Raw genomic sequence first — 16,192 nt, 5'->3', positions numbered from 1 at the left:
TTTCTCGACTACACTTAGGCACGCTTCGCCGCGACGGCACACCGTCCGGCTGCACGCAGCGTCCGATGCATGCCCGCCCTGATGCCAACAACATCTGCCGGAACATCGATATGCACGCCTCAGCAGAAATCGCCCGCATGACGGGCCCGGCCGCCGGTGCCCCGCGCGCCGTCGCCTTCACCGCACCCTCGCGTCACCGTACGCCCGTTGCGCCGCCTGCGCGACGATCCGGCGCGCCGCGTTTCCCCGCTTTCCCGACCTGATGCACCGCACCGCGCGTCCTGCAATCGCGCGCCACCGCCTGTGCATTCCCGTCACGCAACCTGTTCGACCCGCACGCCCGCAGTGAACGGCCGTGCGCCCGTGATCCGATACAACCGAGAGAGGCACCACGATGAGCATGCGGCCTGACCCGACCTTTCACGCTTCGCCGGAACTTGCGATGCAGGCGCCGGCGGAGGAATTTGCCTATACGTTGTTGCTGAGCCCCGATTTTTCCAGGCCCGACGCGCTCGCCGTGATCGACGTGAAACCCGGCTCGGCGACCTACGGCAAGATCGTGCACACGGTGACGATGCCGAACACCGGCGACGAATTCCACCACTTCGGCTGGAATGCGTGCTCGTCGTCGCTGTCGCCGCTGACCGGTCACGCGTTTCTCGAGCGCCGCTTCCTGATCATCCCGGGCCTGCGCTCGTCGCGGATCTACGTGATCGACACGAAGCCGCACCCGACGCAGGCGCGTATCCACAAGATCATCGAGCCCGGCGAGGTGTTCGCGAAGACCGGCTATTCGCGGCCGCATACGGTTCATTGCGGCCCCGAGGGCATCTACGTGAGCACGCTCGGCGGCGCGGGCCCGGACGGCACCGACGGCGCGCCCGGCATCTTCATCATGGACTGCGAGACCTTCGACGTGCTCGGCCGCTGGGAAATCGACCGCGGCCCGCAGGACAAGCATTACGACTTCTGGTGGAACCTGCCGCGCGACTACATGGTGTCGAGCGAATGGGCGCTGCCGCCGCAATTCGAGAACGGCATCGTGCCGGAAGACCTGCTCGCGAACCGCTACGGCCACCGGCTGCATTTCTGGGACCTGCGCGCGCGGCGCAACGTGCAGACGATCGATCTCGGCGCGCAGCACCAGATGGCGCTCGAAGTGCGGCCCGCGCACGATCCGGTGCGCGAATACGGGTTCGTCGGCGTCGTGGTCGACACGACCAATCTCGAAGGATCGATCTGGACCTGGTGGCGCGAGGACGGCCAGTTCCATGTGGAGAAGACCGCGACGATTCCGCCCGAGCCGGCCGCCGCCGACGAACTGCCGCCGCTGCTCCAGGGATTCGGCGCGGTGCCGCCGCTCGTGACCGACATCGACCTGTCGCTCGACGACCGTTTCCTGTACGTATCGTGCTGGGGCACGGGCGAGATGCGTCAGTACGACGTGTCGGATCCGCGTCACCCGGTGCTCGCCGGGTCGGTGCGCATCGGCGGGATCGTGCGCCGCGCGCCGCACTCGAACGGCCGCGCGTTCGCCGGCGGCCCGCAGATGGTGGAAATCAGCCGCGACGGCCGGCGCGTGTACTGGACCAACTCGCTCTACTCGACGTGGGACGACCAGTTCTATCCGGACGGCGTGCCGGCCGCGCAGGTGCTCGCGCATGCGGGGCCGGACGGCGGGCTGACGCTCGCCGACGACTACTGGGTCGAGTTCCCCGACGGCTATCGCGCGCACCAGATCCGGCTGGAAGGCGGCGACTGCTCGACCGACTCGTTCTGCTATCCGTCGGTCAAGCGTTGAGCGCCGGCCTCTCCGCGCCGCTCGCGCTGTGGGCGGCCGTGCTCGCGAGCGGCGTCTATCACGGGCTCAATCCGGCGATGGGCTGGCCGCTCGCGGTGTCGAACGCGTTGATGACGCGCCGCGACGGCGCGCTCGTCGCGGCGCTCGGCTATCTCGCGCTCGGCCATGCGCTCGCGGTATTCATGGTGATGCTGCCGTTCGGGCTGCTCGCCGCGCTGCTTGCATGGCAGTCGGCGATCCGGATCGGCGCGAGCGCGCTCGTGATCGGCTTCGGCGCGGTGCTGCTGATCCGGCGGCGTCACCCGCGTGCGCTCGCGCGGATTCCGCCCGCGCGGCTCGGGCTGTGGTCGTTCGCGGTCGCGCTCGCGCACGGCGCCGGGCTGATGCTGGTGCCGATCTATCTGGGGCTTTGCGGGCTCGACACGGACGCCGGCGATCGCGCGGCGGCCACGCTCGTCGACGCGCATCTCGGGATGGCGCTCGTCGTCGCGGCCGTGCACGCGGCCGCGATGATCGGCACGGGCGGCGTGCTCGCGTGGCTCGTGTACCGCTATCTCGGGCTGAAGTTCGTCGCGCGGAGCTGGTTCAACCTCGATGCGGTGTGGGCGTCGAGCCTGATCCTGACGGGTGCGCTGTCGCTCGGGCTGGCGGCGGCGCGGTAGCGCACGCGCGATGGCTGCCGCGGCGGTCGCGCGTGATGCAGGGCGTGGCGGATGGCCTGCCGCATGGGCGGGCCACCGACCGCGCGCGATAAAACACGCCAGAAACGCCTCGGCGGGCCCGATCGCGGCGCCGCGCGACTGTGTTCGCTACCTCACGCTGGCCCCGCAATGCACCGTCCGCACGGGCCCGGCGGTCGCGATTCCGCTAAAATCGCGCCATGCGCACCACTTCCCGACCGACCGCCCTGGCCTTGCCGCCTTTCGTCCGCCGCGCCTCCCGCACCCGCCGCGCGCCGCGCCTGTCCGTTTCGATCCGGATGGCCGCCCGATGAAGCATGCCACCCCGCCCGATTTCGACTCGGCCGCCTTTCGCCAGGCGCTCGGCCAGTTCGCGACCGGCGTCACGGTCATCACGACGCGTGCGCCGTCCGGGCAGTTGATCGGCATCACCGCGAGTTCGTTCAACTCGGTGTCGCTCGATCCGCCGCTCGTGCTGTGGAGCCTCGCGCACAAATCGGCGTCGACGCCGGTGTTCCGCAGCAACAGCCATTACGTGGTGAACGTGCTCGCGGCGTCGCAGCTCGACCTGTGCAAGCGCTTCTCGACCTACAAGGGCGACCGCTTCGAAGGGATCGCGCACGCGGCCGGCAACTCGGGCATGCCGGTGCTCGACGGTGCGCTCGCGTGGTTCGAATGCCACAACCGCAGCCGCTACGACGAAGGCGACCATGTGATCTTCGTCGGCGAAGTGGAACGCTGCGGCGTGCGTGCCGTGTCGGATGCCGCTCCGCCGCTCGTGTTCCACGGCGGCGGCTTCCACGGCCTCACACCGCTTTGATCGCCCCCATGCGCGCCAGCCCGACCGGCGCGCCCGCTTCGTCCTTCAGCGTCTGCAGCACGATGTTCGAACGGATGTCCATCACGCCCGGCGCCTTGTAGAGCCGGTTCAGCACGAAATCCGAATAGTGCTTGAGGTTGTGCGCGAGCACGCGCAGCAGGTAGTGGCTCTCGCCCGTCACGACGAACGCGCCGACCACCTCCGGCCATTCGCGCAGCGCCTCCGCGAAGCGCTCGTGCCATTGATTCTCTTCGTTGCGCATCGACACCTGCACGAACGCCTCGAGCTCGAAGCCGAGCTTCTCGCGGCTCAGGCACGCGCGATAGTGCTCGATCACGCCCTGCTCCTCGAGCAGGCGCATCCGGCGCAGACAGGCGGATGGCGAAAGCGAGATGCGTTCCGCCAGATCGAGATTGCTGATTCTGCCCTCTTCCTGCAGGACCGCCAGAATCCGGCAGTCGGTGGCATCGAGCGTGATCGCGTGCATTTTTGGTCCCCGTTTTCCCTCTGAGTCGAATTATCTGCCAATCGGGCGGATTGTCCATGTTTATTTCGCAAGCACTTTCTGCGAGTGTCCACCTATCATTCGAAGCATCGATTCACCGACTCGTCATGCCATGGACACACTCTGGGACATCTCGCCGCCCGTCAGCCCCGCCACCCCCGTGTGGCCGGGCGACACGCCGGTTTCCGTCGAACGCGTATGGCGGATGGAGGCCGGCTCGCCGGTCAACGTCGCGCGCCTGACGCTGTCGCCGCATACCGGCGCGCACTGCGACGCGCCGCTTCACTACGACGCCGACGGCGCGCCGATCGGCGCGGTGCCGCTCGACACCTATCTCGGCCCGTGCCGCGTGATCCACTGCATCGGCGCATCGCCGGTCGTGCGTCCGGCCGACCTCGAGGCCGCGCTCGCCGGCGTGCCGCCGCGCGTGCTGCTGCGCACCTATGCGCGCGCCAGCGTCGCGCAATGGGACAGCAGCTTCTGCGCGGTCGCGCCCGAGACCGTCGACCTGCTCGCCGCGCACGGCGTCAAGCTGATCGGCATCGATACGCCGTCGCTCGACCCGCAGGACTCGAAGACCATGGATGCGCATCACCGCGTGCGCGCGCACCGGATGGCGATCCTCGAAGGGATCGTGCTCGACGACGTGCCGCCCGGCGACTACGAGCTGATCGCGCTGCCGCTGAAATTCGCGACGCTCGACGCGAGCCCCGTGCGTGCGGTGCTGCGCGCGCTGCCCGGCCGGTCCTCCTGATTCATCCAACCATCGACCCGCGAACCACTCGTCCGCGAACTACTGACCCGACATCATGATCATCAAGACCCGTGAAGACGCGCTCGCCCTCGACCGCGACGACCCGCTCGCCGCGCTGCGCGACCAGTTCGCGCTGCCCGACGGCGTGATCTATCTCGACGGCAACTCGCTCGGCGCGCAGCCGCGCGCATCGGCCGCCCGCGCGCAACAGGTGATCGGCGCCGAATGGGGCGAAGGCCTGATCCGCAGCTGGAACACCGCCGGCTGGTTCGCGCTGCCGCGCCGCCTCGGCGACAAGCTCGCGACGCTGATCGGCGGCGCGCCCGGCGAAACCGTCGTGACCGACACCATCTCGATCAACCTGTTCAAGCTGCTGTCGGCGATGCTGCGCCACCAGGCCGAACGCGCGCCGGAGCGCCGCGTGATCGTGTCGGAGCGCTCGAACTTCCCGACCGACCTGTACATCGCGCAAGGGCTGATCGAACAGCTCGGCGGCGACTACGAGCTGCGCCTGATCGACGATCCGGCGGACCTGCCCGACGCGCTCGGCGCGGACACGGCCGTCGCGATGATCACGCACGTGAACTACCGCACCGGCTACATGCACGACATGCCGGCCGTCACGCAGCTCGTGCACGATGCGGGCGCGCTGATGCTGTGGGATCTCGCGCATTCGGCCGGCGCGGTGCCGGTCGACCTGAACGGCGCGCACGCGGACGGCGCGGTCGGCTGCACGTACAAGTACCTGAACGGCGGCCCCGGTTCGCCGGCCTTCGTGTGGGTGCCGCGGCGTCATCTCGCTCACTTCTCGCAGCCGCTGTCGGGCTGGTGGGGCCACCGCGCACCGTTCGCGATGCAGCCGGGCTTCGCGCCCGATCCGGGCATCGCGCGCTTCCTGTGCGGCACGCAGCCGATCGTGTCGATGTCGATGGTCGAATGCGGGCTCGACGTGTTCCTGCAGACCGACATGCACGCGATCCGCCGCAAGTCGCTCGCGCTGACCGACGCGTTCATCGCGCTCGTCGAAACGCGCTGCGCGGGCCTGTCGCTGAAGCTCGTCACGCCGCGCGCGCATCACCAGCGCGGCTCGCAGGCGAGCTTCGAGCATCCGCACGGCTACGAGGTGATGCAGGCGCTGATCGCGCGCGGCGTGATCGGCGACTACCGCGAGCCTTACGTGCTGCGCTTCGGTTTCACGCCGCTCTATACGCGCTTCGTCGACGTGTGGGATGCCGTCGAGACGCTGCGCGACATCCTCGCCACCGACGCGTGGAAGGCGCCCGAGTTCGCCGAGCGCGGCGCGGTGACCTGACCGCTTCCAGCCCGGCGCGCGCCGCCGCGACGTGCGGATTGCGCGCCGCGCCCCGTCATTCAAATCTGGAGAAAGTCGTGAATTCTGGTCATATTCAGCCACCCGGCGACGACGCGCCGGCGGGCTGCCCGTTCTCGGGCGCACGCGCGGCCCAACCGGCTCATGAAGCGCCGCACGTGCCTGGCGAAGCCACCGCTCAAGCCGGCTGGCACGATGCGCAGCTCGATTTCTCGAAGTCGATGAGCTACGGCGACTACCTGTCGCTGAACGCGATCCTCGACGCGCAGCATCCGCTGTCGCCCGATCACAACGAGATGCTGTTCATCATCCAGCATCAGACGAGCGAGCTGTGGATGAAGCTCGCGCTGTTCGAGCTGCGCGGCGCGCTCGACGCGGTGCGCGGCGACGCGCTGCCGCCCGCGTTCAAGATGCTCGCGCGCGTGTCGCGGATCCTCGAGCAACTCGTGCAGGCGTGGAACGTGCTGTCGACGATGACGCCGTCCGAGTATTCGGCGATGCGGCCGTATCTCGGCCAGTCGTCGGGCTTCCAGTCGTACCAGTACCGGCAGCTCGAATTCCTGCTCGGCAACAAGAACGTGCAGATGCTGCAGCCGCATGCGCACCGGCCCGACATCCTCGAACAGGTGCGCGCGACGCTCGAGGCGCCGTCGTTCTACGACGAAGTCGTGCGCCTGCTCGCGCGGCGCGGTTTCCCGATCGCGCCCGAACGGCTCGAGCGCGACTGGACGCAGCCGATGCGTCACGACGAAACGGTCGAGGCCGCGTGGCTCGAGGTCTATCGTCACCCGCAGCAGCACTGGGAGCTCTACGAGATGGCCGAGGAACTCGTCGATCTCGAGGATGCGTTCCGCCAGTGGCGCTTCCGTCACGTGACGACCGTCGAGCGCATCATCGGCTTCAAGCAGGGCACCGGCGGCACGAGCGGCGCGCCGTATCTGCGCAAGATGCTCGACGTCGTGCTGTTCCCCGAGCTCTGGCACGTGCGCACCACGCTGTAACGCACGCCTCGCGCCCGCGCGTCACGACGACGTGCGGGCCGGCGCCTCCCCTTCGCGCGGCAACGCGCGTTCGTGTGCACGCCGCGGAATGTGCCGCCGCAGCCGGCGCCGCCGGCTCGCGCAAGGGCCGGGCACGCACGGGATCGGCCTCGCGCCGTCCGCGTGCGGGATCCGATGCCGACGCGGTCGCCGCGTTTCCGACGGGCCGACGGGCCGACATATCGACGTGCCGACGAGCCGACGAGCCGACGAGCCACCGGGACGATCGCCGGCATATCGCCATATCGTTGCGGCGCCGCACCATCCGCTACTCACGCTCACCGTGTTCCGACGCGTCACGGCACCCTGCCGGGGCGGCCAGCACGCTCGCTGCCCGACGAACTCGTCGCATCGATGCGCGACGGACGCTGACGCCTTCCGCCTTCCGCCTTCCGCCTTCCGCCTTCCGCCCCCGCTTCCGCCCCGCCCACGCGCCGCCGCAGCGCACCATCGAAATGCCGCGCCCGCGCCTTGACTTTCGCTCGCCCGAATACGATCATTCGCTCACATAAAGAGCAAATGATCGTATTCGACAGGAAAGACTGGCACGAACAGGAGACACCGGATGAGCGAATCGCCCTCCGCCCACGCGCCCGTGCTGCTGCACATCGGCGCAGGCTCGTTCCACCGCGCGCACCAGGCGTGGTATCTGCACCGCGTGAACGCGGCCGTGCCGGCCGACGAACGCTGGTCGCTGACCGTCGGCAACATCCGCGACGACATGCGCGCGACGATGGACGCGCTCGCCGCGCAGCACGGCGCCTACACGCTCGAAACCGTCACGCCGCAGGGCGAGCGCGCGTACGAGACGGTCCGCGCGATCTCGCGCGTGCTGCCGTGGTCGATCGATCTCGCCGCGCTGATCGACGCCGGCGCCGACCCGGCGTGCCGGATCGTGTCGTTCACCGTCACCGAAGGCGGCTACTACCTCAACGAACACAACCGGCTCGACCTCGCGAACGCCGATCTCGCGGCCGACCTGCAGGGCGCGCGCACGACGCTGTACGGCGCGCTCGCGGCGCTGCTCGCCGAACGCGCGAAACGCGGCGCGGGCCCGCTCACACTGCAGAGCTGCGACAACCTGCGCAACAACGGCGCGCGCTTTCGCGCGGGCATGCGTGAATTCCTCGAGCGGCGCGGCGAGACCGATCTGCTCGCGTGGTTCGATGCGAACGTCGCGACACCGAGCGCGATGGTCGACCGCATCACGCCGCGCCCGACCGCCGACGTGCGCGAACGGGTGCGCGCGGCAACCGGCGTCGACGACGCGTGTCCGGTGATGGGCGAGTCGTTCATCCAGTGGGTGATCGAGGACCGCTTCGCGGCGGGCCGGCCGCGCTGGGAGCTGGCCGGCGCGGAACTGGTCGACGACGTGCATCCGTACGAGGAAGCGAAGATCCGCATCCTCAACGCGACGCACAGCTGCATCGCGTGGGCCGGCACGCTCGCGGGCCACACGTACATCCACGAAGGCACGCACGACGCGGCGATCCGCCGCTTCGCGCACGACTACGTGACGCAGGACGTGATCCCGTGTCTCAGCCCGAGCCCGCTCGACCTCGAACGCTACCGCGACGTCGTGCTCGAACGGTTCGGCAATCCGTACGTGCTGGACACGAACCAGCGCGTCGCGGCCGACGGCTTCTCGAAGATTCCCGGCTTCATCGCGCCGACGCTCGCCGAATCGCTCGCTCGCGGCGCGGCGCCGGTCGCCACCGCGGTGCTGCCGGCGCTGTTCCTGCGCTTTCTCGAACGCTGGGCGCGCGGCTTGCTGCCGTATGCGTACCAGGACGGCGTGATGGACGACGGCGCCGCGCGGGCGATCGTCGAGGCCGACGACCCGGTCGTCGCGTTGTGCGCGAGCCGCGCGCTGTGGGGCTCGCTCGCCGGCAACGCGGCGTTGTTCGACGCGCTGCGCGCCGGGCTCGCACGCGTCGACGCATGGCTCGCGCAGCGCTGACGCATGGCGGCCCGCGGCCTCGCAGCCGGCCGCCCGCGAGCGGCCGCGCATCCGGGCGAACCTGCGTTGGCAGGCGCGCGCGCGTGCGGCTAAAGTAGCGGCTCCTCACTGACGGAACGGATCGCTCATGTATCTCGGCATCGACCTCGGCACCTCGGAAGTGAAGGTGCTGCTGCTTGCTCCGGACGGCACCGTGGTCGGCACCGCCGGCACGCCGTTCAGCGTGTCGCGGCCGCACCCGCGCTGGGCGGAACAGCATCCGGACGACTGGTGGCAAGGCACGCTCGCCGCGCTCGCGGCGCTGCGCGAACGGCATCCGCAGGCCTTCGCGCAGGTGCGCGGGATCGGCCTGTCGGGCCAGATGCACGGCGCGGTGCTGCTCGGCCGCGACGACCGCGTGCTGCGCCCCGCGATCCTGTGGAACGACATGCGCAGCGCCGACGAATGCGCGCTGCTCACCGAACGCGCGCCCGATCTCCACGCGCTGGCCGGCAACCTCGCGATGCCCGGCTTCACCGCGCCGAAACTGCTGTGGGTCGCGAAGCACGAACCCGACGTGTTTGCCGCAACGGCCTGCGTGCTGATGCCGAAGGACTACCTGCGCTTCCGGCTCACCGGCGCGAAGGTGTCCGATCCGTCCGACGCGGCCGGCACGTTGTGGCTCGACGTCGCGCGCCGCGACTGGTCCGACGCGCTGCTCGCCGCGTGCGACATGACGCGCGACCAGATGCCGCGCATCGTCGAAGGCAACGCGCCGTCCGGCACGCTGCGCGCCGACGTCGCGCGCGAACTCGGGCTGTCGGAGGCCGTCGTGGTGGCGGGCGGCGGCGGCGACAACGCGACGAGCGCGCTCGGCATCGGCGCGATCCACGCGGGCGACGGCTTCGTGTCGCTCGGCACGTCGGGCGTGCTGAGCGTGGTCGGCGACCGCTTCATGCCGAATCCGGCGTCGGCCGTGCATGCGTTCTGCCACGCGATTCCCGATCGCTGGCAACTGATGAGCGTCGTGCTGTCGGCCGCGAGTTGCCTGCGCTGGGTCTGCAAGCTGACGGGCACCGACGAGCCGGCGCTGCTCGCCGAAATCGCGGCGCTCGACGCGGACGCACTCGCGACGGCGCCGCTGTTCCTGCCCTACCTGTCCGGCGAACGCACGCCGCACAACGATCCGTATGCGCAGGGCGTGTTCTTCGGGATGACGCATGCGACCGAGCGCGCGCATCTCGGCTACGCGGTGCTCGAAGGCGTGACGCTCGGCCTCGCGGACGGCCTCGACGCGCTGCACGCGGCCGGCGTCGAAACCGACCGGCTGTCGCTGATCGGCGGCGGCGCGCGCAGCGCGTTCTGGGCGCAGCTGATCGCCGACGCGCTGGACGTGCGCACCTGCCAGCACGGCGGCGGCGAAACGGGTGCGGCACTCGGCGCCGCGCGGCTGGGCTGGCTCGCCGTCGGCGGCGATCCGCAAGTCGTGCTGACCAAGCCGCCGGTGCGCGCCGAATACGTGCCCGACGCCGCGCGTCATGCGCTGCTGCGCGAGCGCCTCGACGCGTTCCGCGCGCTGTATCGCCACGTGCGCCCGCTTTACGAACCGTCGCGCGCGCGGCTCGCGTAGGCGGCGACGCAGGGCGGCCGTCGGCCGCACGCCGCGCATGCGTTACAGTGGATGCCATTGCGCCGCCCGACGGCCGGTCCGCGGGCGGCCCCCCCAGATCCGAACCGAACCGCTATCTTGTCCAAGTCCTCAGAAAAACTCGATCTCGCCACGCGTGCCGCGTGGCTCTACTACGTCGCGGGCGACACGCAGAACGAAATCGCCGAGAAGCTGCAGGTGTCGCGCCCGGTCGCGCAGCGCCTCGTCGCGTTCGCGGTCGAGAAGAACCTGATCCGCGTGCGCGTCGATCACCAGCTCGCCGACTGCCTCGAGCTCGGCGCGCAGCTGTCGAAACGCTACGGGCTCACGATGTGCGAAGTCGTGCCCGTCGATGCCGATGCGGCCGAAGCGATCGACCGCAAGCTCGCGGTCGCCGGCGCGCAGGTGATGGAGCGCTACCTGAACGAGACGCGCCCGATGGTGATCGCCGTCAGCAGCGGCCGGACGCTGAAGGCGGCGGTCGCGCAGATCGCGCAGATCGAGCGGCCGCAGCACCGGCTCGTGTCGATGGTCGGCGCGATCGCGGCCGACGGCTCGTCGAACCGCTACGACGTCGCGCAGTACATCTCCGAGAAGACCGGCGGCAAGCACTTCCTGCTGCCCGCGCCGCTGTTCGCCGACAGCGACGCCGAGCGCGCGCAATGGTGCAATCACCGGCTGTACCGGATCGTCGACGCGCTGTCGGCGCAGGCCGACGTCGCGTTCGTCGGGATCGGCAACATCGGCCCGCACTGCCCGCTCTACGAGGACGGCTTCATCACCGAACAGGAACGCGACGAGATGACCGCGCTCGGCGCGGTGGCCGAACTGCTCGGCGTGCCGATCGATGCGCAGGGCCGGCTCGTCGACGTGTCGACGAGCGCGCGCGTGACGAGCGTCGCGCTCGACGCGCCGCCGAAGCGCCCGACGATCGCGTTCGCGGGCGGCCCGAAGAAGCGCGACGCGGTGATCGCCGCGCTGCGCGGCGGCTGGCTGTCGGGGCTCGTCACCGACGAAACCTGCGCACGCGCGGCGCTCGACGCGAAGGCGGCCTGACGCCGCCGCACGCTCACGCGGCCGCGCGCGGCGCCGGAAACGCATGCCGGCGCGCGCACCATGCGCCGAGCCACGCCGCCGCCAGCAGCGCGACCAGCACCCACGGAATCGCGCCCGCGCCCGTCGCGCCGAGCAGCATCCCGCCCGCGATGCCGCCGCCCGCGATCGCGAGGTTCCACACCGTCACGAGCATCGACTGCGCGACGTCGGCCGCATCGCCCGCCGCGTTCGCGGTGGCCGTCTGGAACAGCGTCGGCGCGCCGCCGAACGCGAGCCCCCACAGCGCGACACCCGCATAAACGATCGTCATCCCGGACCCGGCACCGAGCATCGCCGCCGCAAGCGCGAACAGCGCGATGCTCGCGAGCGTCAGCCGCCGCTGCGCGGCGCCGATCCATGCGCCCGTCAGCGCGATGCCGACCAGCGACGCGATACCGAACACGAACAGCACCGCATCGACCTGCGCGCCCATCCGCACGCCGGCAAGGAACGGCGCGACGTACGTGTACAGCATGTTGTGCGCGAGCACATAGGCGAACATCACGACCAGCACCGGCCGCACGCCGGGCAGTGCGATCACGCCGAGCACCGGCTCGCGGGCGCCGGCGGGCTGCCCCGGATAGTCGGGCACGCGCAGCCGGATCCAGCCGATCAGCGCGAGCGCCGCGACCGTGATGCCCGCGAACGCGATGCGCCAGCCGAACATCGCGCCGAGCGCGGTGCCGGCCGGGATGCCGATCGACATCGCGACCGGCGCGCCGAGCATCGCGACCGCGATCGCCCGGCCGCGCAGCGATGCGTCGACCATCCGGCTCGCATAGCCGGCCAGGAGCGCCCACAACAGCCCGGCCGACATGCCCGCGACGAAGCGCGCGGCGAGCGTGAGCGCGTAATACGGCGACGCTGCCGTCAACGCATTCGACACGACGAACCCCGCAAGCGCCGCGAGCAGCAGCCGGCGCCTGCGCATCGCGCGCGTCGCGGCGACGAGCGGGATCGCCGCGACGATCGAGCCGAGCGCGTAGACGGTCACGAGCTGGCCGATCAACGCCTCGGTCACGCGCAGGTCGATGCTCATCAACGGGAGCAAGCCGGCCGGCAACGCTTCGGTGAGGATCGTGATGAACCCGGCGGTGGCGAGCGCCAGCAGGTTCGCGACCGGCAGGCGTTCGCGCACCGGTGCGGACAGACCGGACGCCGGGTCGGCGACGCGGTCGGAAGCGCGGTCGGGAACGGATACGCACCCGCTCATGCCGCGCTCCGGTCGTCGACGCCATACACCGCGTCGCGCACGTCGGTGACGACACGCCCGTGCATCCCTTCGTACAACGTATTGGTCAGCGCGACGACCGTCAGCCCGGCCGCGCGGTCGACGAACCACGCATGCCCGTACGCACCGCCCCAGCGCCACGTGCCGACCGACTCCGGCGACTGCGCGGCCGCCGGATCGCGCAGCACCGAAAAACCGAGCCCGAAACCGAATCCCGGCGCGTCCGGCAGGTCGTGCGCGCCCGGCTGCACGCGCGCCATCTCGTCGATCCAGCGGCGCGCGAGCCAGCCGTCGCGGCCGGTGCGCAACGCATCGAGCAGCGTCATGCAGTCCAGCGCGGTGCCCACCATTCCCGCGCCGCCCGACGGCCACGCGGCCGCGTCGAACGCGCGCGCCGGCGCGAAGCGGATGCCGACCGTGCCGTCGTACACCGGCGCGAGATCGTCGTCGGCCATCCGGCGCGGCGCGCCCGGCGTGCTGACGTACGGCGTCGCGAAGCGCGCGGCGTCATTCGAGTAGAACGCGGTGTCGGTCATCCCGAGCGGCGTCGTGACGAGCGCGGCCACGGCTTCGGCGAGCGGCCGGCCGTCGACCGCCTCGATCAGCGCGCCGACCACGTCGGTCGCGAGCGAGTAGTCCCACGACGTGCCGGGCGCGAACCGCAGCGGCACGCCGGCGATGCGCCGCACGTTCTCCGCGAGCGACAGGTCCGCGCGGTCCATCCCGTCGGACACGCCGGCACGCGCATACGGGCCGTCGGCGTCGGCTTCGAGGAAGCGGTAGCCGAGCCCGGCCGTATGCGACAGCAGATGACGCAACGTGATGTCGGCCGGCGTGCCGTCGGGCAGCGTCGGCCGGAACGCGGGCAACCAGCGCGCGACCGGCTCGTCGAGCCCGATGCGCCCCGCCGCGACCAGCCGCATCGCGGCGGCCGTCACGATCGGCTTCGACACCGATGCGAGCCGGAACAGCGTGTCCTCCCGCATCGGCGAGCCGGCCTCGCGATCGGCCAGACCGGCCGCGCGCGCATAGCGAAGTTGGCCGTGGCGGGCGACCAGCACGACCGCGCCGACCACGCGCGCATCGGCCAGCGCGCGATCGAGCGCGGCGTCGAGGCGCTCGGGCAGCGCGGCGTCGGCATCCGGTTCGGCGCGGTGGGCGGTGACAGGCAGGGATGACATGGCGTGACCTCGAACAGTGAAGGAACGCCCATCGTAGGGAGCCGGCGCGAGAAGAAAAACCGGGTTAGAGTTCCGGACACTCCGGACATCGATGTCCGCAATCGAGAACCAGCATGGAAAATCTTGGCGGCTTCGTCGTGTTCGTCCAGGTCGCGGAAACGCGCAGTTTCGTCGCGGCCGGCCGCGCGCTCGGGCTGTCGGCGTCGGCGATCGGCAAGCGCATCGCGCGGCTCGAGGCGCGGCTGAACGTAAGGCTCTTTCACCGCAGCACGCGCAGCATCACGCTGACCGCGGAAGGCACGCGCTTCCTGGAACGGTGCCGACGCGTGATCGCCGAGATCGACGCGGCCGAGCAGGAACTGACGCACAGCGCCGAAGCGCCGCGCGGGCGCCTGCGCGTGAGCCTGCCGACGATCGGCACGCTGCTGCTGCCGCTGCTCGCCGATTTCATGGCCGCATATCCGGAGATCGAACTCGACATCGATTTCAGCGACCGCCTCGTCGACGTCGTCGAGGAAGGCTTCGACGCGGTGCTGCGCACCGGCCAGCCGACGGATTCGCGGCTGTCGTCGCGGCTGCTCCGCCATTTCCGCCAGCACCTCGTCGCGTCGCCCGACTACCTCGCGCGGCACGGCACGCCGCGCACGCCGGCCGATCTCGCGCAGCATCGCTGCCTGCACTACCGCTTTCCGAGCAGCGGCAAGCTCGAGACTTGGCCGCTGCGCGTGCCGCATGCGAGTACGCCGCCCGAGGTGCCGGTCGCGATGGTCAGCAACAGCGCGGAAGCGCGCCTGTGCTTCACGCTGCGCGGGCTCGGCATCGCGTGCCTGCCCGAGTTCTTCGTGCGCGACGCGCTCGACGACGGCACGTTGTGCGCGGTGCTCGACGAACACGTCGCGAGCTGCACGCCGATCTACGTCCTGTGGCCGTCAGGCCGCCATCCGACGCCGAAACTGCGTGCCTTCGTCGATTACATGGCCGACCACCTGCGGCTCTGACCGGCGCGCGCCCTCACGCCGCCTTCGCGTGCGCGCTCAAGCGCCGGAACGCCTGGCCTTGCTCGTCGAACAGGTGGCAGTGCTCGGCCTGCGCATGCACGTGCAGCGCCTCGCCGGTGCGGTACATGTCGAGCGGCGGAATCCGCGCGATCAGCCCGTCCGGCGCGACCGCCGACTCCGCATACAGGTACGCGGCATCGCCGAGCGATTCGACGGCCATCGTCCGCGCGGCCACGCCGGTCTCCGCCTGCCCCACCATCAGATGCTCGGGCCGCACGCCGACGGTCACCGCCGCGCCGCGCAGCAGCCCGGCCGCCTCGACCGCGACGCGCTGCGTCTCGCCGCTGCCGAAGCGCACCAGCACGCCGGCCGCGTCGACCGACTCGACGGTGCCTTTCAGGAAGTTCATCTTCGGCGAGCCGATGAAGCCCGCGACGAACTGGTTGGCCGGCGCGTGGTACAGCGCGTTCGGCGTGCCGACCTGCTGCACCGCGCCGCCCGACAGCACGACGATCTTGTCGGCGAGCGTCATCGCCTCGACCTGGTCGTGCGTCACGTAGATCATCGTGGTCTTCAGCTCGTCGTGCAGCCGCGCGAATTCCAGCCGCATCTTCACGCGCAGCGCCGCGTCGAGGTTCGACAACGGCTCGTCGAACAGGAACACCTTCGGCTTGCGCGTGATCGCGCGGCCGATCGCGACGCGCTGCCGCTGGCCGCCCGACAGCTGCTTCGGCTTGCGGTCGAGCAGGTGGTCGATGTGCAGGATCTTCGCGGCCTGCTTCACCGCCTGGTCGATCTCGGGCTTCTTCGCGCCGGCGAGCTTCAGGCCGAACGCCATGTTGTCGTACAGCGTCATGTGCGGGTACAGCGCATACGACTGGAACACCATCGCGATGCCGCGCTTGGCGCTCGGCACGTCGTTGACCTTCGCGCCGTCGATCAGCAGCTCGCCGCTCGAGATGTCCTCGAGCCCGGCGATCATCCGCATCAGCGTGGATTTGCCGCAGCCGCTCGGCCCGACGAACACGACGAATTCGCCGTCGGCGATGTCGAGGTTCACGTTGCGCAGCACTTCGGTGTCGTCGTAGCGCTTCGCGATGTTGCGCAGGAGCACGCTTGCCATGGTCTGTCTCCGTTCGTTCGTGATGCGCCGCGTTGAAGGCGGCGCGC

Annotated in this window: 14 protein-coding genes; 10 read left to right on the top strand and 4 right to left on the bottom strand. The window is 70.4% G+C overall.

Translation table 11 applies throughout. The features are described from left to right. Positions 1–394 precede the first annotated feature (394 nt). The 3 genes from DIE17_RS06110 to DIE17_RS06100 all read left to right on the top strand — a co-directional run bounded on the left by DIE17_RS06110 (position 395) and on the right by DIE17_RS06100 (position 3,301). The gene (locus DIE17_RS06110; RefSeq protein ID WP_124486957.1) at positions 395–1,801 is read left to right on the top strand and encodes a selenium-binding protein SBP56-related protein; all 1,407 of its coding nucleotides are present in this window, start codon (positions 395–397) and stop codon (positions 1,799–1,801) included. Continuing rightward, positions 1,798–2,463: a hypothetical protein gene (locus DIE17_RS06105; protein WP_124522986.1), complete on the top strand. Its 666-nt coding sequence runs from the start codon at positions 1,798–1,800 to the stop codon at positions 2,461–2,463. The genes DIE17_RS06110 and DIE17_RS06105 overlap by 4 nt, the downstream gene beginning before the upstream one ends. Positions 2,464–2,791: 328 nt before the next feature. Beyond that, the gene (locus DIE17_RS06100; protein ID WP_044844459.1) at positions 2,792–3,301 is read left to right on the top strand and encodes a flavin reductase family protein; all 510 of its coding nucleotides are present in this window, start codon (positions 2,792–2,794) and stop codon (positions 3,299–3,301) included. On the opposite strand, the gene DIE17_RS06095 is transcribed toward DIE17_RS06100, so the two are convergent. Next, the gene (locus DIE17_RS06095) at positions 3,288–3,788 is read right to left on the bottom strand and encodes an Lrp/AsnC family transcriptional regulator (RefSeq protein WP_044844460.1); all 501 of its coding nucleotides are present in this window, start codon (positions 3,786–3,788) and stop codon (positions 3,288–3,290) included. The genes DIE17_RS06100 and DIE17_RS06095 overlap by 14 nt on opposite strands. 130 nt (positions 3,789–3,918) lie before the next feature. Here DIE17_RS06095 and kynB point away from each other — a divergent pair, with 130 nt between their 5' ends. The 6 genes from kynB to DIE17_RS06065 all read left to right on the top strand — a co-directional run bounded on the left by kynB (position 3,919) and on the right by DIE17_RS06065 (position 11,573). After that, positions 3,919–4,560: an arylformamidase gene (gene kynB, locus DIE17_RS06090; protein ID WP_124522983.1), complete on the top strand. Its 642-nt coding sequence runs from the start codon at positions 3,919–3,921 to the stop codon at positions 4,558–4,560. A 55-nt stretch (positions 4,561–4,615) separates the two neighbouring features. Then, on the top strand, positions 4,616–5,872 hold the full coding sequence (kynU, locus tag DIE17_RS06085) for a kynureninase (RefSeq protein ID WP_409333442.1): 1,257 nt from the start codon (positions 4,616–4,618) through the stop codon (positions 5,870–5,872). Positions 5,873–5,964: 92 nt separating this feature from the next. Next, positions 5,965–6,891 carry a tryptophan 2,3-dioxygenase gene (gene kynA / locus DIE17_RS06080; RefSeq protein ID WP_044844544.1) on the top strand — a complete coding sequence of 309 codons (927 nt, stop codon included), beginning with the start codon at positions 5,965–5,967 and terminating at the stop codon, positions 6,889–6,891. 604 nt (positions 6,892–7,495) lie between these two features. Then, positions 7,496–8,890: a D-arabinitol 4-dehydrogenase gene (gene dalD / locus DIE17_RS06075; RefSeq protein ID WP_124522981.1), complete on the top strand. Its 1,395-nt coding sequence runs from the start codon at positions 7,496–7,498 to the stop codon at positions 8,888–8,890. 127 nt (positions 8,891–9,017) lie between these two features. Continuing rightward, positions 9,018–10,499, top strand: a complete 1,482-nt coding sequence (xylB, locus tag DIE17_RS06070; RefSeq protein ID WP_124522979.1) for a xylulokinase — start codon at positions 9,018–9,020, stop codon at positions 10,497–10,499. Positions 10,500–10,616: 117 nt separating this feature from the next. Continuing rightward, a complete protein-coding gene (locus tag DIE17_RS06065; RefSeq protein ID WP_044844466.1) occupies positions 10,617–11,573 on the top strand; it encodes a sugar-binding transcriptional regulator in 957 nt (318 codons plus the stop codon). 13 nt (positions 11,574–11,586) lie between these two features. Here DIE17_RS06065 and DIE17_RS06060 read toward each other — a convergent pair whose 3' ends face one another. After that, positions 11,587–12,825: an MFS transporter gene (locus tag DIE17_RS06060; protein WP_124522977.1), complete on the bottom strand. Its 1,239-nt coding sequence runs from the start codon at positions 12,823–12,825 to the stop codon at positions 11,587–11,589. Then, complete coding sequence (locus DIE17_RS06055; protein ID WP_124522975.1) at positions 12,822–14,024, bottom strand: serine hydrolase; 1,203 nt, start codon at positions 14,022–14,024, stop codon at positions 12,822–12,824. The genes DIE17_RS06060 and DIE17_RS06055 overlap by 4 nt, the downstream gene beginning before the upstream one ends. 113 nt (positions 14,025–14,137) lie before the next feature. On the opposite strand from DIE17_RS06055, the gene DIE17_RS06050 reads away from it, so the two are divergent. Next, on the top strand, positions 14,138–15,022 hold the full coding sequence (locus DIE17_RS06050; RefSeq protein WP_124522973.1) for a LysR family transcriptional regulator: 885 nt from the start codon (positions 14,138–14,140) through the stop codon (positions 15,020–15,022). A gap of 13 nt (positions 15,023–15,035) precedes the next feature. Here the strand turns inward: DIE17_RS06050 and DIE17_RS06045 are convergent, their stop codons facing one another. Then, a complete protein-coding gene (locus tag DIE17_RS06045; protein ID WP_124522971.1) occupies positions 15,036–16,145 on the bottom strand; it encodes an ABC transporter ATP-binding protein in 1,110 nt (369 codons plus the stop codon). Between the last annotated feature and the right edge of the window lie 47 nt (positions 16,146–16,192).

The sequence above is a fragment of the Burkholderia sp. Bp9099 genome (assembly GCF_003857805.1).
Taxonomy (GTDB): domain Bacteria; phylum Pseudomonadota; class Gammaproteobacteria; order Burkholderiales; family Burkholderiaceae; genus Burkholderia.
The sequence above is the reverse complement of the archived record's forward strand: the minus strand, read 5'-3'. Positions and strand labels throughout refer to the sequence as shown.